This is a genomic window from Mammaliicoccus sp. L-M44 (genome assembly GCF_022386355.1).
In the GTDB taxonomy this organism is placed as follows: domain Bacteria; phylum Bacillota; class Bacilli; order Staphylococcales; family Staphylococcaceae; genus Mammaliicoccus; species Mammaliicoccus sciuri_A.
Window position 1 is genome coordinate 99,800 of the sequence record NZ_JAJNIU010000007.1, and the last position, 26,016, is coordinate 125,815.

Sequence of the window (26,016 nt, forward strand, 5' to 3'; positions counted from 1 at the left end):
TGATGTCAGACGCTGGTTTACATGGTAAAATATAGTTGATAATAAAATGAATGGAGTGTTATACATGAAAATCAAAATGGGCATGATTTCTGTAATAGCATTATCATCGTTAGTATTTGCAGGATGTGGACAATCAAGCGATGATAGCAGCAAAGAAGAATACAGTTCACAAGGGGAAAAAATCTTTAAAAACAATTCTTGCGTAGGATGTCATGGTAAAGATTTAGATGGTGCATCTGGACCATCACTTAAAAAAGTCGGTGCCAAAATGTCTGAGTCAGATATTGAAAAAATTATCAACGAAGGTAAGGGGAATATGCCGAGTCAAGTTGTAGATGAGAAAGAAGCAAAAGAAGTTGCTAAATGGCTAGCTAAACAAAAATAATCATTTATATTCAATTTGTATATAAATTGGAAATTTTAACGTTGGAAAACATATGTAATTTAATTGAATATTGATAAATAAAAAAGACGATGTTAATTGTGTGTAAATAATTAACATCTCTTTTAAAATGTCTACATGACAGTCTTTAGTAACATTTTTATCTATAAAATTATAGAATGTTAACGTTTATATTACAGATTTGTAACAATACAATATTGCGATAGATATTGTGCTATATTATTTCCAGTATTAATTGAGAAACATCATATAAATTTAAAATATAAACGTAAATACATACACTTCGGGAGGATATTTCATCATGAAGAAGACTTTCATTACATTAGCATCTGTTACAGCTTTAACAAGTTTAGCAAGTTCATCTGCTTATGCAGCTGATATTAAAGTTAAAGAAGGACAATCATTAGAGAATATTGCAGAAGAATATGGCACATCAGTATCTGAAATTAAATCATTAAATAATATCGACGTAGACGTTAAAGAAGGACAAACATTAAAAGTATTAGAAGATAACATCTATACAATTCAAGAGGGAGATACACTTAACAAAATAGCTGAAAAATTTGATGTTAATGTATCAGACTTAAAAGAATGGAACAATTTATCTTCAGATTTAATTTTAGTAGGTGATGAATTAAAAGTTGCAGCAGAAACTTCAGAACCAACTGCTGAACCTACTAGTTTGACAGTTAGTGCACCTGAATCTCCTGCTCAAGAAGATTCATTATTAAGATACGTATTTGAACAAACATCATATGGTAATGTATACAATAGTGAAGATTCAGTAGCTTATGTTGCACCGACATTTAACTACAGCCAATCAACACAATATACAGAACCAGTTTCATACAGCCGACCAAATTCTGGTGGTGGAAGTAACTTATACACTTCTGGACAATGTACTTACTATGCATTTAGTAAACGTCCAGATCTAGGTAATACTTGGGGTAATGCTAACAACTGGGCTAATGCAGCAGCTCAAGCTGGTTACACAGTAAACAACAGACCATCAGCTGGTTCAATTTTACAATCAACTGCTGGTGGATATGGACATGTAGCTTATGTAGATAAAGTGAATGCTGATGGTTCAATTCAAGTTTCTGAAATGAACTATCAAGGTGTTGGCGTTGTATCTTCACGTACAATTTCAGCATCAGCAGCTGGTTCATATAATTATATTCATTAGTTTTTATAGTAATTTAATAAATAAGCAAGTAGTTAATTCAGTTTAAGAATTTTAACTATTTGCTTTTTTTTATCATTATAGTTGATATAATAAACGTAAATGTTAGTGTAGAGGTTTGAAGACATGAAAAAAAGGTTAAAAATCATATTAGTTATACTTTTGTTATTGATTATTAGTATCAGTGTTTATAAAGTATTAGATATCAATAAGTTTCAAACGAACGAACAGTTTAAAGAGCAACAAGGGAAGCAATCGTTTCAAAACAGTCATCCAGCTACAGGCATGAATGTAAATAATGAAACTGTAAATGTTTTTTCAACTGAAAAATCAAAACAATTAAAAGAGGTAACATCTAAAAATGATATTACAGTTATTAATTTATTTGCCTCTTGGTGTGACCCTTGTAAACGAGAAATGCCTGAACTTGTAAAATATGCAAAGCACGAAGATAAAGGTGTCGAATTAGTTGGTTTAAATGTTAAAGATAAACGAAAGCCAGCTAAACAATTAATGGACGATGTAAATGTGAATTACGATGTTTACGTTGCGCAAGATGATTTTCTAGAAAAATATAAATCGTATAATATACCTACAACTTTGTTTGTAGATAAAAATGGCGAAATCAAAAAAGTGTATTTAGGTGAATTATCTGAAAAGACACTAAACAACTTAGTTACACAAGTTAAGGAGGAAATTTAATGGGGGTACATCAATATTTTAAAAGTTTGTCTGATTTAGAGAAATTAGTAAGATGTCCAGGTAAATTTAAGTATCAAGACCATAATGTCGCAGCACATTCCTTTAAAGTAACGAAAATAGCGCAATATTTAGCAACAGTAGAAGAACAAAATGGTCAAGAAATAGACTGGAAACTTGTATATGAAAAAGCTTTGAACCATGATTATCCTGAAATATTTACAGGTGACATTAAGACACCCGTGAAATATGCGTCTTATGAAATTAAAAAATTATTCTCTCAAGTTGAAGAAGAGATGATCGATAAATTTATAACAGAAGAATTCCCTGAGCAATATCAAGATATATATAGACATAGACTACAAGAGGGTAAAGATGATAGTATAGAAGGGCAAATATTAAGTGTTGCTGACAAAATTGATTTATTGTATGAATCTTTTGGTGAAATTCAAAAGAGAAATCCAGAACCTTTATTCTTCGAAATTTATGAAAGTTCATTGGAAACGATCATGCAATTTGATCATTTAGCTTCTGTACAAGATTTTATTCAACATATTATACCTGATATGTTACAAGAAAAATTTATACCACGTTCAGAGTTAAGAGAGATAACAATGACGATACTTGAGAAACGTGAAACAAAAAGGAGTTAGTGAATTGAATGATTTGGCCGATTCTAGCTTTGTTTCTTCCTTGTTTAATGGTTATTATTTTCACGCAAATTGCTCAAAATAAATGGATTGGATTACTTGTATCCAGCATTATAATTGGTGTTTCGGTTTATAAAGGCTTTTTTAACAATGAGCTTATCATGTTGTTAGATGTACTGAGTTTAGTGGCAGGCTTTTATATAGTTGATACACTTAAAATAGATAAAATTGAATCAAGATAGATAAGAGGAATAATCATTTAGATTTTTCCTCTTATTTGTATGTAAATTTAAAATTAACGAACAAATGTTTGGTCATTTTTACAAATTTTTGATAAAATAAATATATATATTACAGAAAATGAGGAGGTTCCTATGCAACATTTTCCTTTTAAAATACATTCTGACTATTCACCTCAAGGGGATCAGCCAGAAGCTATTAAATCTCTTGTAAATGGTATAAATGAAGGCAAGAGACATCAAACTTTACTAGGTGCAACAGGTACAGGTAAGACATTTACGATGAGTAATGTCATCAAAGAAGTCGGTAAACCTACATTGATTATTGCACATAATAAAACGTTGGCTGGACAGCTATATAGTGAGTTTAAAGAATTCTTTCCTGAGAATAGAGTAGAATACTTCGTTAGTTATTACGATTATTATCAACCTGAAGCATATGTACCTCAAACGGATACTTTTATTGAAAAAGATGCCTCTATAAATGATGAAATTGATAAACTTCGACATTCAGCTACTAGCGCATTGTTTGAACGAGATGATGTTATCGTTATTGCGAGTGTCAGCTGTATTTATGGTTTAGGTAATCCAGAAGAATATAAAGACTTAGTTGTAAGTACGCGTGTCGGTATGGAAATGGAACGTAATGAATTGTTAAGAAAGCTTGTCGATAACCAATATTCACGAAATGATATAGATTTTAGACGTGGTACATTTAGAGTTAGAGGAGATGTTGTAGAAATATTTCCAGCATCACGAGATGAATTATGTGTCAGAGTAGAGTTCTTTGGAGATGAAATCGATAGAATTAGAGAAGTGAATTACTTAACAGGTGAAGTTATTGCTGAAAGAGAACATTTTCTATTTTATCCCGCATCTCACTTCGTAACACGTGAAGAAAAAATGAAAGTTGCGATTGAGCGTATTGAGAAAGAACTTGAAGAACGATTGGCTGAACTTCGAAAAGAAAATAAACTTTTAGAAGCTCAACGACTTGAACAAAGAACGAATTATGATTTAGAAATGATGAGAGAAATGGGCTTTTGTTCAGGCATTGAGAACTACTCTGTACATTTAACGTTACGACCAAAAGGATCTACACCATATACATTATTAGATTACTTTGGTGATGATTGGTTAGTGATGATTGATGAATCTCACGTAACGCTTCCTCAAATTAGAGGTATGTATAATGGTGACCAAGCGAGAAAAAATGTCTTAGTAGAACACGGCTTTAGATTACCAAGTGCTTTAGACAATAGACCACTTAGATTTGAAGAGTTTGAAGAAAAAACGAAACAATTGGTTTATGTTTCAGCAACACCGGGACCATATGAAATTGAACATACTGATGAAATGGTCGAACAAATTATTCGTCCTACAGGTTTATTAGATCCAATTGTCGAAGTCAGACCAAGTGAAAATCAAATAGATGATTTAATGGCTGAAATTAATGAGAGAATAGAAAGAAATGAACGTGTATTAATTACAACATTAACTAAAAAAATGAGTGAAGATTTAACGACTTATTTAAAAGAAGCCGGCATTAAAGTGAATTATTTACACTCAGAAATAAAGACATTAGAAAGAATAGAGATCATTCGAGACTTAAGAATGGGTGTTTATGATGTATTAGTTGGGATTAACTTACTAAGAGAAGGTTTAGATATCCCAGAAGTTTCACTTGTGACGATTTTAGATGCAGATAAAGAAGGTTTCTTGAGATCAGAGCGTTCGTTGATTCAAACGATTGGTCGAGCTGCACGTAATGATAAAGGTAAAGTTATTATGTATGCTGATAAAATTACAGATTCTATGAGAACAGCATTAGATGAAACAAGTAGAAGACGTGCTACTCAAGAAGCGTACAACGAAGAACACAATATAACACCGCAAACAATTAACAAGAAAATACGTGATGTAATATCAGCAACTGTAGAAACGGATGAAGTAACCGAAAAAGATACTAAAAAAGCGCCTAAGAAACTTACGAAAAAAGAAAGAGAAAAGACAATCGAGCGCATAGAAAAAGAAATGAAAGATGCTGCGAAAGATTTAGACTTCGAGCGTGCATCTGAACTAAGAGATATATTATTTGAACTAAAAGCAGAAAGGTGACTGAGATGAAAAACAAATCCATCATCGTAAAAGGTGCAAGAGCACATAATTTAAAAGATATAGATATAGAAATACCTAAAGACCAACTTGTAGTTATGACTGGATTATCTGGTTCAGGAAAGTCGTCTTTAGCATTTGATACGATTTATGCAGAAGGTCAAAGAAGATATGTAGAATCATTAAGTGCCTATGCGAGACAATTTTTAGGGCAGATGGACAAACCAGATGTAGATTTAATTGATGGTCTTTCTCCAGCGATATCAATCGATCAAAAGACAACAAGTAAAAACCCAAGATCAACCGTTGCTACCGTAACTGAAATATATGATTATTTAAGACTATTATATGCAAGAGTTGGAAGACCAATATGTCCAAACCATGGTATTGAAATTAAATCACAAACGGTTCAACAAATGGTTGATCAAGTTATGGAATTAGAAGAAAGAACAAAAATACAAATTCTTTCACCAATCGTTTCAGGGCGTAAAGGTACACATAAGAAATTAATCGAAGACATTGCTAAAAAAGGCTATGCAAGATTAAAAGTAGATGGCGATATATTAGATGTTGATGATGTTCCAGATTTAAACAAAAATCAAAACCATTCTATTGATGTCGTGATTGATAGACTTGTTATTAAACCAGGTATTGAAGCAAGATTAGCTGATTCCTTACAAACAGCGCTAGAATTAGCTGACGGTAATGCAGTTGCTGATATTATTGATGGTGATGAAATTAAATTTTCTGAACACCATGCTTGTCCTATTTGTGGTTTCTCAGTAGACCAATTAGAACCTAGAATGTTCTCATTTAACAATCCGTTTGGTGCTTGTCCATCTTGTGATGGCTTAGGAAGTAAATTAACTGTAGATGTTGATTTAGTCGTGCCAGATAAGACTTTAAGTTTAAATGAAGGTGCCATTTTGCCATGGCAGCCAATCAGTTCTAATTATTATCCAACTTTATTAAAACAAGCTTGTGAACATTTTAAAATTGATATGGATAAACCATTTAACAAATTAACGAAAAAAGAAAAGAACATCGTCTTAAGAGGTCATGATGATGAAATAGAATTTAAATTTAATCAAGATTATGGCGTTAAAACAGAAAGAAAAAGAACGATGGCTTTTGAAGGTGTGCTAAATAATATTGAACGTCGTTACCATGATTCACCATCTGAATACGTCAGAGAAGTGATGCAAAAATACATGGTCGAAAAAACTTGTGAAACATGTGATGGCTATCGTTTAAATGAAAAAGTACTTTCAGTCAAAGTAGATGGCCAACATATCGGTGAAGTAGTTAGATATTCAATTTATAATGCAATTAAACATTTTGATAACCTAGATTTAGATGAAACGGAACGTAAAATTGCGAAGCTCATCTTAAAAGAAATACATGAAAGATTATCTTTCTTAAATAATGTAGGTTTAGAATATTTAACACTTAATAGAGCATCAGGTACTTTATCTGGTGGGGAAGCACAACGTATTAGACTGGCAACTCAAATTGGTTCTAGATTATCTGGTGTGTTATATGTGCTTGATGAGCCTTCAATCGGTTTACATCAAAGAGACAATGATCGCTTAATTGATACATTGAAATCAATGAGAGATATGGGTAATACATTAATTGTCGTTGAACATGATGAAGATACGATGAAAGCTGCCGATTATTTAATTGATATAGGTCCAAAAGCAGGTGTACATGGTGGTGAAGTAGTTGCAAGTGGAACACCTGAAGAAGTGATGGCAAATGAACAATCTTTAACAGGTAAATACTTAAGCGGTAAAGAAAAAGTGTTTGTACCATCTAAACGAAGAAAAGTTACAAAACGTAAAATATCTGTTAAAGGTGCGACAAGTAATAACTTGAAAAATGTCGATGTAGACTTCCCGTTATCAGTTATGACGTGTGTAACAGGTGTTTCAGGTTCTGGTAAAAGTTCATTAGTTAATGAAGTGTTGTACAAAGGTTTACAAAAACAATTGTATAATACGAAAACAAAACCAGGTGAACATAAATCTATAAAAGGTGTAAATGAAATTGAAAAAATCATAGATATTGACCAATCACCAATTGGTAGAACACCACGTTCAAACCCTGCAACTTATACAGGTGTATTTGATGACATTAGAGATGTATTTAGCCAAACTAATGAGGCAAAAGTGAGAGGTTATCAAAAAGGAAGATTTAGTTTTAATGTTAAAGGTGGCCGTTGTGAAGCTTGTAAAGGTGACGGTATCATTAAAATTGAAATGCATTTCTTACCAGATGTATACGTACCATGTGAAGTTTGTGATGGAAAACGTTATAATAGAGAAACATTAGAAGTAACTTATAAAGGAAAAAGTATTTCTGATGTATTAGAAATGACAGTAGAAGATGCTTATCACTTTTTCGAAAGTTTACCTAAGATAAATAGAAAATTAAAAACAATAGTAGATGTTGGTTTAGGATATGTTAAGCTAGGTCAACCCGCAACAACTTTATCAGGCGGTGAAGCACAACGTGTGAAACTTGCTTCTGAACTTCATAGACGATCTAATGGTAAGTCATTATATATACTTGATGAACCAACAACAGGTTTACACGTAGATGATATTAAACGTTTATTAAGTGTGTTAAATAGACTCGTAGAAAATGGCGACTCTGTCATCATTATTGAACATAATTTAGATGTCATTAAAACTGCAGACTATATTATAGATTTAGGTCCAGAAGGTGGAGATGGTGGCGGTGAAATTATTGCTACTGGAACACCAGAAGACATTGTAGAAGTAGAAGCATCTTACACTGGTAAATACTTAAAACCAATTTTAGAACGAGATCGATCATAAACCAGGAGGGGTTATTTATGAACGAAGTACAATTAAAAATTTTAGACCTTATTGAAGATGGGAAAATTACTGTTGATGAAGCGGTGAAATTACTTGATGCAACATCTCATAATCAAAAATCATCATCACCATTTGATAAGAAATCTAAAGAAAATGTTGAAAATTTATTTGAAGACTTATTAGATAAATTTAAGACAACTGCCAAATCAGGTAAAACTGAATTTGAAAAGCAGTTTAAAGATAATGAAGGAACAGGTCAAGATCCTATTCAACAATTAGATGAATCTTTAAGAAATATCATTAGAAATTTCAACAAAAATAACGATATTTAATTTTAAGCCCTGGAAACAATAAAACGTTTCTAGGGTTTTTATATTTGCAGAAACTGTTGTAATATTGATAATGATTGCAGTTAAGGTTAAAGTTCATTAGAATTAACATATATTAACCTAGAGGTGAACCCTATGATATCAAGTAGTAAATTAATAGAGCAATTTAATTTGGAAGTTATTGCCGGGAAAAATGGCTTACATCGTAAAATAACAGAAACGGATATATCACGTCCTGGTCTAGAAATGGCTGGGTATTTTTCACATTATTCTTCAGATAGAATTCAAGTATTAGGCACAACTGAGTTGTCATTTTATAATTTGTTGCCTGATGAAGAGAAAAAAGGTAGAATGGCTAAATTATGTAGACCTGAAACACCAGCTATTATTATCACACGAGGTCTAGATGCACCAGAAGAACTCGTTCAAAGTTGCAATGAAAATAATACACCACTTTTAAAAAGTGAGTCTTCAACGACTAAATTGATGGGGCAAGTAACCGGATATTTAGAGCGTGAACTAGCACCTGAAACATCATTGCATGGTGTTCTCGTCGATGTTTATGGCGTAGGTGTATTAATTACAGGTGATAGTGGTGTCGGTAAAAGTGAAACGGCATTAGAACTTGTTAAGCGCGGTCACAGACTTGTTGCCGATGATAATGTTGAAATTAAAGAAATTAATAAAAACGAATTAATCGGTAAAGCACCGAAAATCATTGAACATTTACTTGAAATACGAGGTCTTGGTATTATCAACGTTATGACTTTATTTGGTGCGGGATCTATCTTGATGGAGAAAAGAATCAAATTAAACATCAATTTAGAAACATGGAACAAAGAAAAAATATATGACAGAGTCGGATTGAATGAAGAAACTTTAAAAATCTTAGATTCAAAAATAACTAAAAAGACGATTCCTGTTAGACCGGGTAGAAACTTAGCAGTTATCATTGAAGTTGCTGCAATGAACTATCGATTAAACAACATGGGAATTAATACTGCTGAAGAGTTTAATAATCGTCTTAATGCAGAAATTTTGAAAAATGCACGTAAGGAGAATGAATAATGGAAGTGTTAGGCATTGATCCCGTAGCGATACAATTAGGGCCGCTAGCAATACGATGGTACGGTATTATCATTGCTTCTGGTATATTAATTGGATATCTTATCGCACAAAGAACTGCTAAAAAAGTTGGAATAAAAGAAGAATCACTTATTGATTTAATTATATGGTGTGTCGTAATGGCAATTATCTGTGCACGTATTTATTACGTAGCTTTTGAATGGGATTATTACAGTCAACATTTAGCAGAAATACCTCTTATTATGAATGGTGGTATAGCTATTCATGGTGGATTGATTGGTGCCTTTTTAACAGGGTTCATCATATGTCGTAAAAAGAATTTGTCATTCTTCCAAATGGTTGATATTGTCGCGCCAAGCATCATTTTGGCACAAGCGATTGGTAGATGGGGTAACTTTATGAATCAAGAAGCGCACGGTGGACCTGTTTCACGTAGTTTTCTTGAAAATTTACATATACCTGAATTTATCATTAACCATATGCAAATAGACGGTATTTATTATCAACCAACATTTTTATATGAATCAATTTGGAATATAATTGGGTTTATCATTTTATTACTCATTAGACCTCAATTGAAAATTGGTGAGACATTCTTTGCTTATTTAATTTATTATTCAATTGGTAGATTCTATATAGAAGGTTTAAGAACGGATAGCTTGATGCTTACTGAACATTTAAGAATTGCTCAAGTTATATCGATTGTGATTATTGTTGTTTCTATTATTTGTATTATTTATAGAAGAGTACGTTATAATCCGAAAAAATTCAGAGATGTTAAAGGTTATTATCATAACTAATGTGAAAGAAGTGTTTACGTGAGAGCATTAAAGACTAAAAAAGTAGATGGTGCGAATCCATTATGGAAAATGTATGAAACAGTACGTTTTATAAAAGTGTTTAAAAATGTTATTATCATTGAAATTAGTAGATATTTACCGAGTGTTAAATGGAAACATTTTCTATACAGAAAAGGGCTTAAGATGAAAGTTGGTCAAAAGACTGCTTTCGCATTTAAAGCAACGCCTGATATTATGTATCCTGAACTTATCACTATCGGTAAAAACTGTGTAATAGGATATAATGCAACCATTCTATGTCATGAATATTTAGTCGAAGAATATAGAATTGGCCGTGTAAACATTGGAGATAATGTCTTAGTTGGTGCAAATGCCACTATACTTGCAGGCGTGAGTATAGGTGATAATGCTGTTATAGCAAGTGGTACAATTGTGACGAAAGATGTACCTAATGATATGATGGCATATGGCAATCCTATGGAACTTAAAAAAAGGCGGTGAGTCAGTCGTTGGGAGAAAATTCAAATGTCATACACGTAAAGTTTGATAAAGACTTCTATTATCATAAAGCAATGGAAAAAATGAGAGAACAAGATTTCGGATATGCCGAGTCTTTATTTAAAAAAGCGCTTGAACTATCACCTAATGATTTTGTGATTATACCGCCTTATGCTGAATGTCTTGTAGAGCTAAATAAAAATACTCAAGCAGAAGAAATGATGTTCGATCAAATTGTGAAAGAAAATTTTGTGACAGATTATTATTTTTATTTAAGTCAAATGTATATAAAGACGAATGAACCTAATAAAGCATTTTTATTTGGGTTAAGATATGTAACTGAAGAGGACGACCAAGATTATTTTGAAGAAATGATTCAAATGTTTGAAGTGAAGTATGATGATCAAACAATTGTGGAAGAAGAAGCGGAAAGATTTGTGATTCAACATATTTTCCAATACTTATTTTCAAATGGTAGGTTACAAGAAGCGAATGAATATATTGATAGACAACGTGCTAAATTGCAAGAAGATAAGCATATTATGAATTTAAAAGCGATGTCTATGTTATACAATAGTCAATATGACGAAGCGGAGATATTATTACAAACGATATTGGAAGATAATCCTTCTGATATTTACGCTTTATGTCATATGACATTGTTGCTTTACAACACACAACAGGTGGAACGTTATGAGCAATATCTGAATCAATTAAGTAAATTACATCCTATTAATGATGAAGAATCTTTTAAATTGGGTGTTGTTCTAAGCTATTTAGGAAAGCATAAACCTTCTAATCAATTATTAGTGCCTCTTCTAAAAAAAGCACAAGCTGCTACGCCACAATTACACCACGCCTTAAGTTACAACTTCTATCATTTAGGATATTTAGATGAAGCGAAAAGACATTGGCAAAGATTTGAAGATAGTGTACAATATCATAGTCAATTGCCACCTTGGAAAATTGACGAACTGAAAGATATGTTAGACCGTCATGTATTACCTTTATTAAAAGACGAAGACTATCGATATAGATTATATGGCATCTTTTTATTAGGGCATATGAAACATAGAGAACTCGTTATGTCTCATGAAATATGGGAAGTTCTAGAAAGTTTACCAGACTATGAAAGGTTATATATAACGTATACTTTTCAAGATTTACATTTAAACAAGTTAGGCTTTATTGATAAAGGTATGAAGCTTATCGAACAATCTATATATCAAAAATATGGAAAAGAGATTTTTGTATCATGGATTGAACATGCAGAAATGCTCATTGCAGATAATGAATCGATTGAACAAGTTGAACATTATGTTGCAGCATCAATTTATATTTATTTAAAGATGTTAAATAAAAAAATAACTAAAAAAGAGATTAAAGATACATTTCATATTACGACGTATCGCTTGAATAAAGCGATCAATGCTATTTTGAGCATATAGTTATGAATAGTAATGATTATGATGTACAATTCTACTGAATTAATAAGAGGAGGCAGTTTATAAATGACTACACAAGTAGATTATGATGTAATTATAGTTGGGGCAGGACCAGCAGGAATGACTGCTGCAGTGTATGCTTCAAGAGCAAATTTATCAACTGTAATGATAGAACGAGGTATGCCAGGTGGACAAATGGCAAACACTGAAGATGTAGAGAACTTCCCTGGCTTTGATTTAATAACAGGTCCAGACTTATCAACTAAAATGTTTACACATGCACAAAAATTTGGTGCTAAATATGAATATGGTGACATTAAAGAAATAGAAGATAAAGGTTCTTATAAAGTTGTAAATATGGGTGACAAAACATTAACAGCTCGTGCAATTATCATTGCAACTGGTGCAGAATACAAAAAAATAGGTGTACCAGGTGAACAAGAATTAGGTGGACGCGGTGTAAGTTACTGTGCAGTATGTGACGGTGCATTCTTTAAAGGGAAAAACTTATACGTAATCGGCGGCGGAGATTCAGCTGTCGAAGAAGGTATTTTCTTAACTAAATTTGCAGACAAAGTTACAATTGTTCACAGAAGAGACGAATTAAGAGCTCAAAAAATCATTCAAGACCGTGCATTTAAAAATGAAAAAATTGATTTCATTTGGAACACAACATTAAAAACAATTAATGAAAAAGATGGTAAAGTAGGATCAGTAACATTAGTTTCAACTGAAGACGGATCAGAGTCAGAACACCAAGCTGATGGTGTATTCATCTATATCGGTATGAAACCATTAACTAAACCATTTGAATCATTAGGCATTTTAAATGAAAATGGCTATATCGAAACAAATGATGAAATGGAAACTAAAGTACCAGGTGTATATGCAGCAGGCGATGTTCGTGAAAAAACATTACGTCAAATCGTTACAGCAACAGGTGATGGAAGTATCGCAGCACAAAATGCACAAGCATATATCGAATCATTAGAAGACGAAGAACAATTAATATAATTTGAGTAGTGAAGAGGCGAGGACACATGTCCCGCCTCTTTTTTATGTGGAAGTAGGGTGCGGAATGTGATTATCGGTAGGGCAGGATGTGGGGAAATATGGACCGATAAAAATAATTACCGGTCCAGAAATGTGGAATATGGACCGATACGGAAAATTACCGGTCCAGAAACGAGAAATATGGACCGATAAAAATAAATACCGGTCCAGAAACGAGAAATACGGACCGATAAAATAAATTAGCGACCCGAAAACGGGATTTCAAGTCCGATAAAATAAAATAGCGACCCGAAAACGAGATTTTCAGTCCGATAAATAAAATTACCGACCTGAAAACGAAACGTCAATATAATCTACGCTATTTCATAAGTGATTACTACCTTTATATTACGGGAAAGATACACTTGTATTAGCCATTTATTTAATGTTTTTTGTGGTGTAATCATGTAAGATAAAAGTATACATGATTGTTAAAGGAGAACTGTTATGCAACCTATCGACAAAACTAATGTAAAAAATGAACTTCTTGTAGTGACAGGAATGTCCGGTGCAGGTAAATCAGTCGCGCTACAAGCTCTAGAAGATTTAGGATACTTTTGTGTTGATAATTTACCACCTATATTATTGCAAAAATTTGTTGATTTAATGGATCAAGGCAATCCTTCTTTATCAAAAGTTGCAATTGGTATCGATTTAAGAGGTAAGGATTTCTTTGGTAATTTAAGAGATGAATTAGATTATATACAAAGTGAGAAAAAAGTATTAGTAGATATTTTATTTTTAGAAGCGAGCGATAAAAAATTAATTTCTAGATATAAAGAAACTAGAAGAACGCATCCTTTAAGTGAGGAAGGTAGTTTATTATCTGCAATTGAAAGAGAAAGATCTTTATTAAGTGATATTAAAGGTATCAGTAACTTTGTGATTGATACGACTGAAAAAAAACCTAAAGAATTGAAACAAGAACTTGTAGAAGCATTTGAAGAAGATCCATCTACAACATTTCAAGTAAGAGTGATGAGCTTTGGATTCAAACATGGTATGCCTATTGATGCAGATATAGTCTTTGATGTACGATTTTTGCCAAATCCATATTATGTTGAAGAGTTAAGACCTATGACTGGTCTCGACGATGAAGTTTATCAATATGTTATGAAATGGAAAGAGACGAATACATTTTATAAAAAGTTTAGTGATCTGTTAATGTTTATGTTGCCAGGTTATAAGAAAGAAGGGAAATCCCAATTGACGATTGCAATCGGTTGTACAGGTGGTCAACATAGATCTGTTGCACTTGCAAAACGTTTAGGTGAAGATATTAAAGAGAACTTTGACTATGTTGTGTATACATCACATCGCGATGCACATATTGAAAGTAAGCCAAGAACATGAAAAGATTAAAAGTCGTCTTAATTGGCGGAGGAACCGGCCTTTCTGTATTAGCAAGAGGGTTAAAGGAATATCCAATAGATATTACAGCCATCGTAACTGTAGCAGATGATGGTGGTAGTACTGGTAAAATTCGTGATGTGATGGATATACCTGCTCCTGGCGATATCAGAAACGTATTAGCAGCACTTAGTGACACAGAACCAATGCTTGAAAAGTTATTCCAATATCGTTTTGAAGAAGAAGAACTTGGCAGTCATTCAATTGGAAATTTATTGTTAGCTGCCATGACAAATATTACGGATGATTTTGGACATGCTGTAAAAGAATTAAGTAAATTGTTGAATATTAAAGGGCAAGTCATTCCATCAACAACGAGAAGTGTTGTACTGAATGCAGTTATGTCAGATGGTGAAATCATTGTCGGAGAATCTAAAATTCCTAAGACAGATAAGAAAATTGAAAAAGTATTTTTAACGCCTCAAGATATTGAACCGATGAAAGAAGCAATAGATGCGATTGAAGAAGCAGATTTAATCGTTATGGGACCAGGTTCTTTATATACAAGTATAATGCCTAATTTAATTTTGAATAAAGTTAAAGATGCAATAGTTAATACTGAAGCGGAAAGATTATATGTATGTAACCTCATGACTCAAAAAGGTGAAACAACAGGTTATTCAGTAAGTGACCATGTTAAAGCTATTCATGACCATGTAGGTGCATCATTCATTGACTTTGTTATATGTCAAAATGAGCGTTTCAACAAAGATATCTTATTAAGATATGAACAAGAAGAGGCTAAACAAGTTGAATTTGATGGTGAGAAATTGAAAGAAATGGGTGTACAATGTATTCATGATAATGAATTAGTAAGTATTACACCTCATCAATACATTAGACATAACAATAAAGTATTGGCACAACTCATTTATGAAATCGCCTTGAGAGAAATCAGTACAATTCAATATAAGAAAGATAAATAATCGTTTCAGCTAAAGAAAACAGACAAACGAAAAAATGATATTTAATGAAGCAATTGAGACACTTATTCATGTCCAATTTGCTTCATTTTTTTATGGAAATCGAGTAATATAAATGTAAGGGTTTTCAATTTGGGGTGATGGGTCATGAAAAGTGTTCAAATATTAATGGTGATAATAGGTTGTATATTTTTACTCATAGGTTTAATAGCAAATCAGCAGATTGGTATTACATTTTTAATCATTGGTTTGGCGATGATTTTATTTGGCGTTATTAAAGAACCTTCAAGTAAAACATAAAAAGTTCAAGTTTAAAAACTTGATACGCCCGGCTATTCCATGTAATATGAAATAGATACAAAACGTATGATATGTCTTTTGGCATATCATTATTTTTATGTGCGTATAAACTAAGAAAGGATGATCTGCTGTGAGCTTTGCTTCAGAAATGAAAAATGAATTAACAAGAATTGAAGTAGATGATTGTTGCGCCAAGGCAGAACTTTCAGCTTTGATTAGAATGAATGGTAATTTAAGTATATCTAATCAGCAATTTGTTATAAATGTACAAACTGAAAATGCAGCGATAGCACGTCGAATATTTTCATTAATAAAAAAATGCTTCGGTGTTGAAGTTGAATTATTAGTGAGAAAGAAAATGAAACTTAAGAAAAATAATATATATATTAGTCGAATAAAAGTAAAAGCTAAAGAAATATTAGATGAGCTTGGTATTTTACAAGATGGCATGTTTAAACATGAAATTGATAAAGATATTTTACAAAAAGATTGTTGTAAAAGAAGTTATTTAAGAGGAGCATTTCTAGCAGGGGGTTCTGTTAATAACCCAGAGACTTCTTCTTATCATCTTGAAATCTTTTCATTATACGAAGAACATTCAGCAGATTTAACCGCACTTATGAATCAATATGATTTAAATGCTAAATTATTAGAGCGTAAAAAAGGGTTTATCAGTTATTTAAAAGAAGCTGAAAAGATTTCTGATTTCCTAAGTTTGATTGGTGGCTATCAAGCATTACTTAAGTTTGAAGATGTAAGAATTATTCGAGATATGAGAAACTCAGTAAATCGATTAGTCAATTGTGAGACGGCCAACTTGAACAAAACAGTGAGCGCCGCCATGAAACAAGTTGAGAGCATTCAGCTCATCGATAAAGAAATTGGTATCGATAACTTGCCAGATCGTTTAAGAGAAGTTGCAAGACTTAGAATTGATAATCAAGATGTTTCAATTAAAGAATTAGGCGAAATGGTAAGCACAGGTAAAATTTCTAAATCAGGTATTAATCATAGATTACGTAAATTAAATGAAATGGCTGAAAAAATTAGAAACGGCGATACAATTCAACAATAAAAAAAGCACCTGGGACAATTCGTGTCTCAGGTGCTTCTATTTTTATAATTTATTTAATATCTTCTGGATGCATAACATCGTCGATTAAACCGTATTCTTTAGCTTCTTCAGCTGTTAAGAAGTTATCACGATCAGTGTCTTTTTCAATTTTTTCAATTGGTTGTCCAGTTCTTTCAGATAAAATTTTATTTAATTTCTCACGTGTACGTAAAATATGACGAGCTGCAATTTCAATTTCAGTAGCTTGTCCTTGTGCACCGCCAAGTGGTTGGTGAATCATAACTTCACTATTTGGTAATGCATAACGTTTACCTTTAGCACCAGCTGCTAGTAGGAATGAACCCATAGATGCTGCCATACCGATACAAATAGTTTGAACATCAGGTTTGATGTGTTGGATTGTATCGTAAATCGCAAATCCTGCTGTTACACTACCGCCTGGAGAGTTGATATATAAGTAAATATCTTTCTCAGAATCTTGAGCTTGTAAGAATAGTAATTGTGAAACGATTGAGTTAGCTACATTGTCATCGATAGCTGACCCTAACATAATAATGCGGTCTTTCAATAAACGTGAATAAATATCATAAGCGCGTTCTCCGCGATTTGTTGTTTCAATAACTGTTGGTATTAAATTCATCAGTTAATCCTCCTTTGAATATCTTAATGACCATATCATACACTACAAAGTCAAATATGGTCAAAAAATATGACCTACTGATGAATATTATAACTTAAATAGCTGATTTATACACTGGGAATTTGTGATATGAGTTGTCAATGTTAGCATAAATGATATAATAGTTTCCGTAATCAACGAGCTGTGTGCAGTGAATTTGTGTGACTTCTATATTAAAATAGTCACATCGTTTTCTGATGAAATACTCCCTTTGAGTTGTATTCATTTTGCTTCACTCCTTAATAGTTGATAATTCTATTATATCGACAATATATTAAGTAGATATAAAGTGTTTATTAAGACTTATCTCTCCGTAGTGTAACGGATAACACGCAAGATTCCGGTTCTTGAAATGGGCGTTCGATTCGTCTCGGGGAGGCTTACTTTGTAAAGGATGATTTGGATGACAATTAAATTTTATGTTGGAACAAATTGTGGTTTATGTGAAGATGCTAAGATTCAAATTGAATTTTTTAAAGAATCGTACGATCATGAAATAAAAATAGATACTATTAATATTGAAGAAGATGATACATTACTTGAAAAATATATGTTAAGAATTCCTGTTGTTGAATATGATGGACAAGTTCTACAAGAAGGAAATATTGATTTCATCACATTGACAGAGGCTTATAATCAATTGAAATAATAGGAAACGCTTTTAACTTGCATTCTATATATAAGGGGTGTATTATAAAACTGTAAACAGATATTATTTTTTTGACCCGCATGGGACGAAAAACGTCTAACCCAGGTTAGATATTGCCCATCTGTTAATCTTTGAGGAGGCGACTTGTTTATGGAAGATTTACTAAAAGTACAACATAGACTAGTTCCTGATTTGATTGACAAGATGTATCGACGCTTTAATATTTTATCGACAATCGAGAAGAAGCAGCCTATAGGTCGAAGAACGTTGAGTGATGTTATGAATGTCACTGAACGGGTATTGAGAACTGAGATAGAAATTTTAAAACAACAAGATTTAATCAGCGTTCGGTCAACTGGTATGAAATTGACTGAAACAGGCGAGCAAACGCTTGATTCTTTGTCGCATTATTTAACACTTTATTCTAGTTTTAATCATATTGAAGAAGAAATTTTTAATCGATATGGTGTGAAAGCTCATATAGTGAGAGGTAATTCGGATTTAGATGAGATGGTTAAAGCAGAAATGGGTAATGTTACTGCTGAATTACTAGAACAGTCATTATACGATCATGCTTCAGTATCAGTAACTGGTGGTTCAACAATGGCAAGAGTGAGTGAGTCATTACATCCATTAGATAAAGACATTTTGTTCACGCCAGCGCGTGGTGGTTTGGGTGAAAACGTTGTGTTTCAGGCGAATACAATTTGCGCAAGTATGGCAAATCGTACAGGTGGGTCATATAAAGTCTTGTATGTTCCAGACCAAGTGAGTGAAAGTTCATACGAAACTTTGCTGAAAGAACCTGCAGTTATTGAGGTGCTAGATGCAATACGTCGTTCAGATTTTATTATTCACGGTATTGGTGATGCGCTGAAGATGGCGGAAAGAAGGAAGACTTCTGAAGAAGTATTAAGCCAATTGAAACATCATCATGCTGTCGGAGAAGCTTTTGGTTATTATTTCAATGACAAAGGTGAGGTCGTGCATCGTGTTAAGACAATCGGTTTGCAACTAGAAGACTTAACAACAAAGACAAACATTTTTGCAGTAGCAGGTGGGACATCTAAAGCAGAAGCGATAAAAGCTTATCTTGAGATTGCGCCAAAGAATACAATTCTTATCACCGACGAAGGTGCTGCAAAAGCAATAATCAATTTGGAATAAAAGGTTATTTAACCTTTTTGAATAAAAAATAAAAAGGAGGCCATCATAATGGCAACTAAAGTAGCAATTAATGGTTTTGGTAGAATAGGTCGTTTAGCATTTAGAAGATTACAAGAAGTTGAAAATATCGAAGTAGTAGCAATCAACGATTTAACAGATGACGCAATGTTAGCTCATTTATTAAAATATGATTCAACACAAGGTCGTTTCAAAGACGAAGTAGAAGTTATCGAAGGCGGATTCCGTGTAAACGGTAGAGAAATCAAAACTTTCGAAAACCCTAACCCTAAAGAATTACCATGGGGCGATTTAGATATCGATGTAGTATTAGAATGTACTGGTTTCTTCGCTGACAAAGACAAAGCTTCAGCTCACATCGAAGCAGGTGCTAAAAAAGTATTAATTTCAGCTCCAGCATCAGGTGACTTAAAAACTATCGTTTATAACGTTAACCATGACGAATTAGACGGATCTGAAGAAATCGTTTCAGGTGCATCTTGTACAACTAACTGTTTAGCTCCAATGGCTAAAGTATTAAATGATGAATTCGGTATCGTTGAAGGTTTAATGATGACTATTCACGCTTACACTGGTGACCAAAATACTTTAGATGCTCCACATGCTAAAGGTGACTTCCGTCGTGCTCGTGCAGCTGCTCAAAACATCGTACCTAACTCAACTGGTGCTGCTAAAGCAATCGGTTTAGTAATTCCAGAATTAAAAGGTAAATTAGATGGATCAGCTCAACGTGTTCCAGTAGCAACTGGTTCAGTAACAGAATTAACAGCTGTATTAGACAAAGAAGTTTCAGTTGAAGAAATCAATGCAGCAATGAAAAATGCTACAAATGATTCATTCGGTTACACTGAAGACGAAATCGTATCTTCTGATATCATTGGTATCACTTACGGTTCATTATTCGATGCAACTCAAACTCGTGTTATGACAGTTGGAGATCGTCAATTAGTTAAAACTGTATCTTGGTATGACAATGAAATGTCTTACACTTCACAATTAGTTCGTACTTTAGAATATTTAGCAGCTCAAGCTAACAAATAATTTAAATAATTGAACTAAATAGGTTATGCTTATGAGTAAGCGGGGAGCACAACGCTTCTCCGCTTATTTTTAATCGTAAAGTATTTTCTATTATCTAGAGGAGGAAGACAAGTCATGGCAAAGAAGAATGTTAAAGACGTAGAATTAAAAGGTAAAAAAGTACTTGTAAGAGCAGATTTTAATGTACCAATGAAAGATGGTGCAATTACAAACGATAACAGAATCGTTCAAGCGCTTCCTACAATAAAATACATTATCGAACAAGGCGGTAAAGTTATTTTATTCTCACATTTAGGTAAAGTGAAAACTGAAGAAGATAAACAAGGATTGTCACTTAAACCAGTTGCTGAACGCTTAAGTGAATTATTAAATAAAGAAGTAACATTCGTACCAGAAACTCGTGGTGAAGCGTTAGAAAGCGCAATCGACGGATTATCTGAAGGCGATGTATTAGTATTTGAAAATACACGTTTCGAAGATGTTGATGGTAAAAAAGAATCTAAAAATGATCCTGAATTAGGTAAATACTGGGCTTCATTAGGTGATGTATTTATCAATGATGCATTCGGTACAGCTCACCGTGAACATGCGTCTAACGTAGGTATTGCATCTAATATTGAAACAGCATCAGGTTTCTTAATGGATAAAGAAATTAAATTTATCGGCGGCGTTGTAAGTGAACCTGAACGTCCTTTAGTAGCAATTTTAGGTGGCGCGAAAGTGTCTGATAAAATTGGTGTTATCGAAAACTTATTAACAATTGCTGATAAAGTTATCATCGGTGGAGGAATGGCATATACATTCTTCAAAGCACAAGGTAAAGAAATCGGCTTATCACTTCTTGAAGAAGACAAAGTAGATTTTGCTAAAGATTTACTTGAACGTGCTGGCGATAAAATTATTTTACCGGTTGATTGTAAAGTAGCTAAAGAATTTTCAAATGATGCTGAAATTACAGTTGTTTCTGCTGATGAAATTCCTACTGATCAAGAAGCAATGGATATCGGTCCTAAATCAGTTGAAGTATTTAGTGAAGCTCTACAAGGTTCAAATACAGTTGTTTGGAATGGTCCAATGGGCGTATTCGAATTTAGTAACTTTGCACAAGGTACAATTGGCGTATGTAAAGCAATCGCTAACTTAAAAGATGCTACAACAATTATCGGTGGTGGAGATTCAGCTGCAGCAGCGATGGACTTAGGATTTGCTGATGATTTCACACACATTTCTACAGGTGGCGGAGCTTCTCTAGAATATCTAGAAGGTAAAGCATTACCAGGTATCGAAGCAATTTCTGAAAAATAATCATAAAAGGAGTTTATATATCATGAGAAAACCAATTATCGCAGGTAACTGGAAAATGAATAAAACAGTTCAAGAAGCAAAAGACTTTGTTAATGAACTTCCAGCATTACCAGATACTAATGAGGTAGATTCAGTAATTTGTGCACCAACTTTACAATTAGATGCACTTGTTAACTTAACTAAAGAAGGCGTAGCACAAGGCTTACAAATTGGTGCGCAAAATGCATACTTTGAAGATAATGGTGCTTTCACTGGTGAAACATCTCCAGCAGCACTTGAAGATTTAGGTGTTAAGTATGTCGTTTTAGGACATTCTGAACGTCGTGAATACTTCCACGAAACTGACGAAGATGTTAATAAAAAAGCATTAGCTGTATTTTCTCATAATATGACACCAATTATTTGTGTTGGTGAAACATTAGAAGAAAGAGAAGCAGGTAAAGCTGAATCAGTAGTAGGTGGTCAAGTTAAAGCAGCACTTAAAGGTTTCACAGAAGATCAAGTTAAAGCGACAGTAATCGCTTATGAACCTATCTGGGCAATTGGTACTGGTAAATCTTCAACTTCTGAAGATGCTAACCAAATGTGTGCACACGTACGTAACGTTGTTGCAGGTGCTTTCTCTCAAGAAGCTGCTGATGCTTTACGTGTACAATACGGTGGTAGTGTTAAACCAGAAAACATTAAAGAATATATGGCTCAATCAGATATCGATGGCGCATTAGTTGGCGGCGCTTCATTAAAAGTTGATTCATTCGTAGCATTATTAGAAGGTGCTAAATAATGGCTAAACAACCAACAGCACTTATCATACTTGATGGTTTTGCTAATCGTGAAGAAGAGCATGGTAATGCGGTAAAACAAGCCAACAAACCAAATTTTGATAGATATTACAACAAATATCCACATAACGAATTATCAGCATGTGGTTTAGATGTAGGTCTACCAGAAGGTCAAATGGGTAACTCTGAAGTAGGTCACTTGAACATTGGTGCAGGAAGAATTGTTTATCAAAGTTTAACTAGAATTAATAAATCAATTGAAGATGGCGATTTCTTTGAAATTGACGCACTTAAACAAGCAATGGATCACGTTGTAAAAAATGATTCAACGCTACATTTAATGGGACTTTTATCAGATGGTGGTGTTCACAGTCACTACAAACATCTATTTGCACTATTAGAATTAGCCAAAAAACAAGGTGTTAAAAAAGTTTATGTTCACGGATTCTTAGACGGACGTGACGTTGATCAAAAATCAGCACTTAAATATATTGAAGAAACTGAAAATAAATTTAAAGAGCTAGGTATTGGTCAATTCGCTTCTATTTCTGGTCGTTATTACGCTATGGATAGAGATAAACGTTGGGATCGTGAAGAAAAAGCTTACGATGCAATGTCTAATGGCGTTGGACCTGTATATGCAACTGCAGTTGAAGGTGTAGAAGCTAATTATCAAGAAGGTCTAACAGATGAATTTGTTGTTCCATTTATCGTTAAAGACGAAGAAAAAGGTGTAGAGAACACTGGCGTAAATGGCCATGACGCTATGATATTCTTTAACTTCCGTCCAGATAGAGCGGCACAACTAAGCCAAGTATATACAAATGAAAAATTTGAAGGTTTTGAAATTAAACGTAAACTTGAAGATTTATTCTTTGTTACTTTTACAAACTATAGTGATGATGTTATTGCCGAAGTTGCTTTTAAACCAGTTGATATTAAAAATACAATCGGTGAAGTAGCTGAGAAAAATAATTTAAATCAATTAAGAATTGCTGAAACAGAAAAATTCCCTCATGTTACTTATTTCATGAGTGGTGGTAATCATGCAGAGTTTAAAGGTGAAAGAAGAGTATTAATCGATTCACCAAAAGTTGCAACATACGACTTAAAACCTGAAATGAGTGCATATGAAGTAAAAGATGCTTTAATCAGTGAGTTAGATAAAGGTGATTTAGATTTAATTATCTTAAACTTTGCGAACCCTGATATGGTTGGTCATAGTGGTATGCTTGAACCAACAATTAAAGCAATTGAAGCAGTAGATGAATGTTTAGGTGAAGTTGTTGATAAAATTTTATCAATGAATGGTACAGCTATCATTACAGCAGACCATGGTAACTCTGATGAAGTGTTAACAGATGACGAATCACCTATGACAACTCATACAACAAACCCTGTTCCTGTTATTGTGACAAAAGAAGGGGTAGAAGTAAGAAGTGGAGGTCGCTTAGCAGACTTAGCACCAACACTTATAGACTTACTTGGAGTAGAAAAACCAGAAGATATGACTGGTGAATCATTAATTAAATAATAAATTATAAATTTATAAAGGAGTTTTAATTATGCCAATTATTACAGATATTTATGCACGCGAAGTATTAGACTCTCGTGGTAATCCAACAGTAGAAGTAGAAGTATTAACTGAAAGCGGTGCTTTTGGTAGAGCTTTAGTACCATCAGGTGCTTCAACAGGTGAATATGAAGCAGTAGAATTACGTGACGGAGACAAAGACCGTTACTTAGGTAAAGGTGTTCTTAAAGCTGTAGAAAACGTTAACGAAATCATTGCACCTGAAATCATTGAAGGTGAATTCTCAGTATTAGAACAAGTTTCTATCGACAAATTAATGATCGCTTTAGACGGTACACCAAACAAAGCTAAATTAGGTGCTAATGCTATCTTAGGTGTTTCTATCGCAGTAGCTCGTGCTGCAGCTGACTTCTTAGGTCAACCATTATACAAATATCTTGGTGGATTCAACGGTGTTCAATTACCAGTACCAATGATGAACATTGTTAACGGTGGTTCTCACTCAGACGCACCAATCGCATTCCAAGAATTCATGATCTTACCAGTAGGTGCTGAATCATTCAAAGAAGCTTTACGTTGGGGAGCAGAAATCTTCCATAACTTAGCTAAAATCTTAAAATCTCGTGGTTTAGTTACTGCAGTAGGTGACGAAGGTGGTTTCGCTCCTAAATTTGAAGGTACTGAAGACGGTGTTGAAACAATTTTAGAAGCAATCAAAGCAGTTGGTTTAGAACCAGGTAAAGATGTATTCTTAGGATTCGACTGTGCTGCATCAGAATTCTACGAAAATGGCGTATACGACTATGCTAAATTCGAAGGTGAAAATGGTGCTAAACGTTCTTCTGAAGAACAAGTAGACTTCCTTGAAGAATTAGTAAACAAATACCCAATCATCACTATCGAAGACGGTATGGATGAAAATGACTGGGACGGCTGGAAACTTCTTACTGACCGTATCGGCGACCGCGTACAATTAGTAGGTGACGATTTATTCGTAACAAACACTGAAAAATTATCTGAAGGTATCGAAAAAGGTATCGGTAACTCAATCTTAATCAAAGTTAACCAAATCGGTACTTTAACAGAAACATTCGAAGCAATCGAAATGGCTCAAAAAGCTGGTTATACTGCAGTTGTATCACACCGTTCAGGTGAAACAGAAGATACTACAATCTCTGATATCGCAGTAGCAACTAACGCTGGCCAAATCAAAACAGGTTCATTATCAAGAACTGACCGTATTGCTAAATACAACCAATTATTACGTATCGAAGATGAATTATTCGAAACAGGTAAATTCGAAGGAATCAAAGCTTTCTATAACTTATCAAAATAATTGAGCATATAAATAAAAATGGTTCACATAAAGCCCAAAAGATGTCGTCACATCTTTTGGGCTTTTTTAGTTGTTATAGAAATTTTGGTAGGTAAGGTAGGGAGGTGTTTGGTGGAGAAAATGGATAGAGGAAGGCTGGAGTGATCGGAGCGGTTGGGGGAGTATCGGGAGATGTGAGTTAAAGAAGTCAAGTCCATATGTTTGTGTAATATCTTTAGTATGTAATCAACCTTTGGTTTTTAATGAATCGAACAACTATATTTGTTTTGAAGTTTAAACAGATATAGTTGTTTGATCACTACTTATTTTTTAAAAATAAGTAGCTTAATTAAGCGATAAATGGTCTGTTAGACTTATCAAATATTTCTTGAATATCCATAAGTACTGCGCCAATTAATCTAAAAGCTGAATCTAGATTAGGGAATGTTTTAACTATTTTTTCTCGTTTTCTGAG

At 33.4% G+C, this 26,016-nt stretch carries 26 protein-coding genes; 24 read left to right on the top strand and 2 right to left on the bottom strand.

Annotated elements, in window-relative coordinates:
• Positions 1-64: 64 nt before the first annotated feature.
• The 17 genes from cccB (at position 65) to whiA (ending at position 17,051) form a co-directional block, all read left to right on the top strand.
• Entirely contained in the window at positions 65-385 is a 321-nt protein-coding gene (cccB, locus tag LQ611_RS05770; protein WP_025904526.1) for a cytochrome c551, read from the top strand.
• A gap of 319 nt (positions 386-704) precedes the next feature.
• On the top strand, positions 705-1,589 hold the full coding sequence (locus LQ611_RS05775) for a LysM peptidoglycan-binding domain-containing protein (protein WP_107572608.1): 885 nt from the start codon (positions 705-707) through the stop codon (positions 1,587-1,589).
• Between the two features lie 123 nt (positions 1,590-1,712).
• Positions 1,713-2,288, top strand: a complete 576-nt coding sequence (locus LQ611_RS05780; RefSeq protein ID WP_037588750.1) for a TlpA family protein disulfide reductase — start codon at positions 1,713-1,715, stop codon at positions 2,286-2,288.
• Positions 2,288-2,938 carry an HD domain-containing protein gene (locus tag LQ611_RS05785; protein ID WP_025904529.1) on the top strand — a complete coding sequence of 217 codons (651 nt, stop codon included), beginning with the start codon at positions 2,288-2,290 and terminating at the stop codon, positions 2,936-2,938. Before LQ611_RS05780 ends, LQ611_RS05785 begins: the two co-directional genes overlap by 1 nt.
• 8 nt (positions 2,939-2,946) lie before the next feature.
• Positions 2,947-3,177 (top strand): DUF2198 family protein, encoded by a 231-nt coding sequence (locus LQ611_RS05790; RefSeq protein WP_025904530.1) that lies wholly within the window; start codon positions 2,947-2,949, stop codon positions 3,175-3,177.
• A gap of 132 nt (positions 3,178-3,309) precedes the next feature.
• Entirely contained in the window at positions 3,310-5,292 is a 1,983-nt protein-coding gene (uvrB, locus tag LQ611_RS05795; RefSeq protein WP_107565257.1) for an excinuclease ABC subunit UvrB, read from the top strand.
• 5 nt (positions 5,293-5,297) lie between these two features.
• Positions 5,298-8,132 carry an excinuclease ABC subunit UvrA gene (uvrA, locus tag LQ611_RS05800; RefSeq protein ID WP_025904532.1) on the top strand — a complete coding sequence of 945 codons (2,835 nt, stop codon included), beginning with the start codon at positions 5,298-5,300 and terminating at the stop codon, positions 8,130-8,132.
• Between the two features lie 17 nt (positions 8,133-8,149).
• Entirely contained in the window at positions 8,150-8,464 is a 315-nt protein-coding gene (locus tag LQ611_RS05805) for an SHOCT-like domain-containing protein (RefSeq protein ID WP_107572610.1), read from the top strand.
• A gap of 132 nt (positions 8,465-8,596) precedes the next feature.
• The gene (hprK, locus tag LQ611_RS05810; RefSeq protein WP_025904534.1) at positions 8,597-9,529 is read left to right on the top strand and encodes an HPr(Ser) kinase/phosphatase; all 933 of its coding nucleotides are present in this window, start codon (positions 8,597-8,599) and stop codon (positions 9,527-9,529) included.
• Entirely contained in the window at positions 9,529-10,347 is an 819-nt protein-coding gene (gene lgt, locus LQ611_RS05815; protein WP_103361504.1) for a prolipoprotein diacylglyceryl transferase, read from the top strand. The genes hprK and lgt overlap by 1 nt, the downstream gene beginning before the upstream one ends.
• Before the next feature lie 18 nt (positions 10,348-10,365).
• Positions 10,366-10,848: an acyltransferase gene (locus tag LQ611_RS05820; RefSeq protein WP_025904536.1), complete on the top strand. Its 483-nt coding sequence runs from the start codon at positions 10,366-10,368 to the stop codon at positions 10,846-10,848.
• A gap of 8 nt (positions 10,849-10,856) precedes the next feature.
• Positions 10,857-12,293 carry a tetratricopeptide repeat protein gene (locus LQ611_RS05825; protein WP_107596536.1) on the top strand — a complete coding sequence of 479 codons (1,437 nt, stop codon included), beginning with the start codon at positions 10,857-10,859 and terminating at the stop codon, positions 12,291-12,293.
• 63 nt (positions 12,294-12,356) lie between these two features.
• Positions 12,357-13,304 (top strand): thioredoxin-disulfide reductase, encoded by a 948-nt coding sequence (trxB, locus tag LQ611_RS05830; protein ID WP_025904538.1) that lies wholly within the window; start codon positions 12,357-12,359, stop codon positions 13,302-13,304.
• Between the two features lie 486 nt (positions 13,305-13,790).
• Positions 13,791-14,696: an RNase adapter RapZ gene (gene rapZ, locus LQ611_RS05835; protein ID WP_025904539.1), complete on the top strand. Its 906-nt coding sequence runs from the start codon at positions 13,791-13,793 to the stop codon at positions 14,694-14,696.
• Positions 14,693-15,679: a gluconeogenesis factor YvcK family protein gene (locus tag LQ611_RS05840; protein ID WP_025904540.1), complete on the top strand. Its 987-nt coding sequence runs from the start codon at positions 14,693-14,695 to the stop codon at positions 15,677-15,679. Before rapZ ends, LQ611_RS05840 begins: the two co-directional genes overlap by 4 nt.
• Positions 15,680-15,823: 144 nt before the next feature.
• The gene (locus tag LQ611_RS05845; RefSeq protein WP_182476359.1) at positions 15,824-15,976 is read left to right on the top strand and encodes a hypothetical protein; all 153 of its coding nucleotides are present in this window, start codon (positions 15,824-15,826) and stop codon (positions 15,974-15,976) included.
• Positions 15,977-16,106: 130 nt separating this feature from the next.
• A complete protein-coding gene (gene whiA / locus LQ611_RS05850) occupies positions 16,107-17,051 on the top strand; it encodes a DNA-binding protein WhiA (RefSeq protein WP_107565253.1) in 945 nt (314 codons plus the stop codon).
• 49 nt (positions 17,052-17,100) lie between these two features.
• Here the strand turns inward: whiA and clpP are convergent, their stop codons facing one another.
• On the bottom strand, positions 17,101-17,691 hold the full coding sequence (clpP, locus tag LQ611_RS05855) for an ATP-dependent Clp endopeptidase proteolytic subunit ClpP (RefSeq protein WP_025904542.1): 591 nt from the start codon (positions 17,689-17,691) through the stop codon (positions 17,101-17,103).
• Positions 17,692-18,133: 442 nt separating this feature from the next.
• Between clpP and LQ611_RS05860 the strand changes: the two genes are divergently transcribed.
• From LQ611_RS05860 to eno, 7 genes are all read left to right on the top strand, one after another.
• Complete coding sequence (locus tag LQ611_RS05860) at positions 18,134-18,379, top strand: glutaredoxin family protein (RefSeq protein WP_107565252.1); 246 nt, start codon at positions 18,134-18,136, stop codon at positions 18,377-18,379.
• A gap of 150 nt (positions 18,380-18,529) precedes the next feature.
• Complete coding sequence (locus LQ611_RS05865; protein WP_025904544.1) at positions 18,530-19,546, top strand: sugar-binding transcriptional regulator; 1,017 nt, start codon at positions 18,530-18,532, stop codon at positions 19,544-19,546.
• A 48-nt stretch (positions 19,547-19,594) separates the two neighbouring features.
• On the top strand, positions 19,595-20,605 hold the full coding sequence (gene gap, locus LQ611_RS05870) for a type I glyceraldehyde-3-phosphate dehydrogenase (protein WP_025904545.1): 1,011 nt from the start codon (positions 19,595-19,597) through the stop codon (positions 20,603-20,605).
• Between the two features lie 114 nt (positions 20,606-20,719).
• Positions 20,720-21,910: a phosphoglycerate kinase gene (locus LQ611_RS05875; RefSeq protein ID WP_025904546.1), complete on the top strand. Its 1,191-nt coding sequence runs from the start codon at positions 20,720-20,722 to the stop codon at positions 21,908-21,910.
• Between the two features lie 22 nt (positions 21,911-21,932).
• Positions 21,933-22,694 carry a triose-phosphate isomerase gene (gene tpiA / locus LQ611_RS05880; protein WP_107565251.1) on the top strand — a complete coding sequence of 254 codons (762 nt, stop codon included), beginning with the start codon at positions 21,933-21,935 and terminating at the stop codon, positions 22,692-22,694.
• Positions 22,694-24,226: a 2,3-bisphosphoglycerate-independent phosphoglycerate mutase gene (gene gpmI / locus LQ611_RS05885; RefSeq protein ID WP_107565250.1), complete on the top strand. Its 1,533-nt coding sequence runs from the start codon at positions 22,694-22,696 to the stop codon at positions 24,224-24,226. Before tpiA ends, gpmI begins: the two co-directional genes overlap by 1 nt.
• A 31-nt stretch (positions 24,227-24,257) precedes the next feature.
• Entirely contained in the window at positions 24,258-25,562 is a 1,305-nt protein-coding gene (gene eno / locus LQ611_RS05890; RefSeq protein WP_025904549.1) for a surface-displayed alpha-enolase, read from the top strand.
• 328 nt (positions 25,563-25,890) lie between these two features.
• On the opposite strand, the gene LQ611_RS14115 is transcribed toward eno, so the two are convergent.
• Positions 25,891-26,016: transposase (locus LQ611_RS14115; protein ID WP_275583717.1), on the bottom strand; the 126-nt coding region annotated here is incomplete at its 5' end.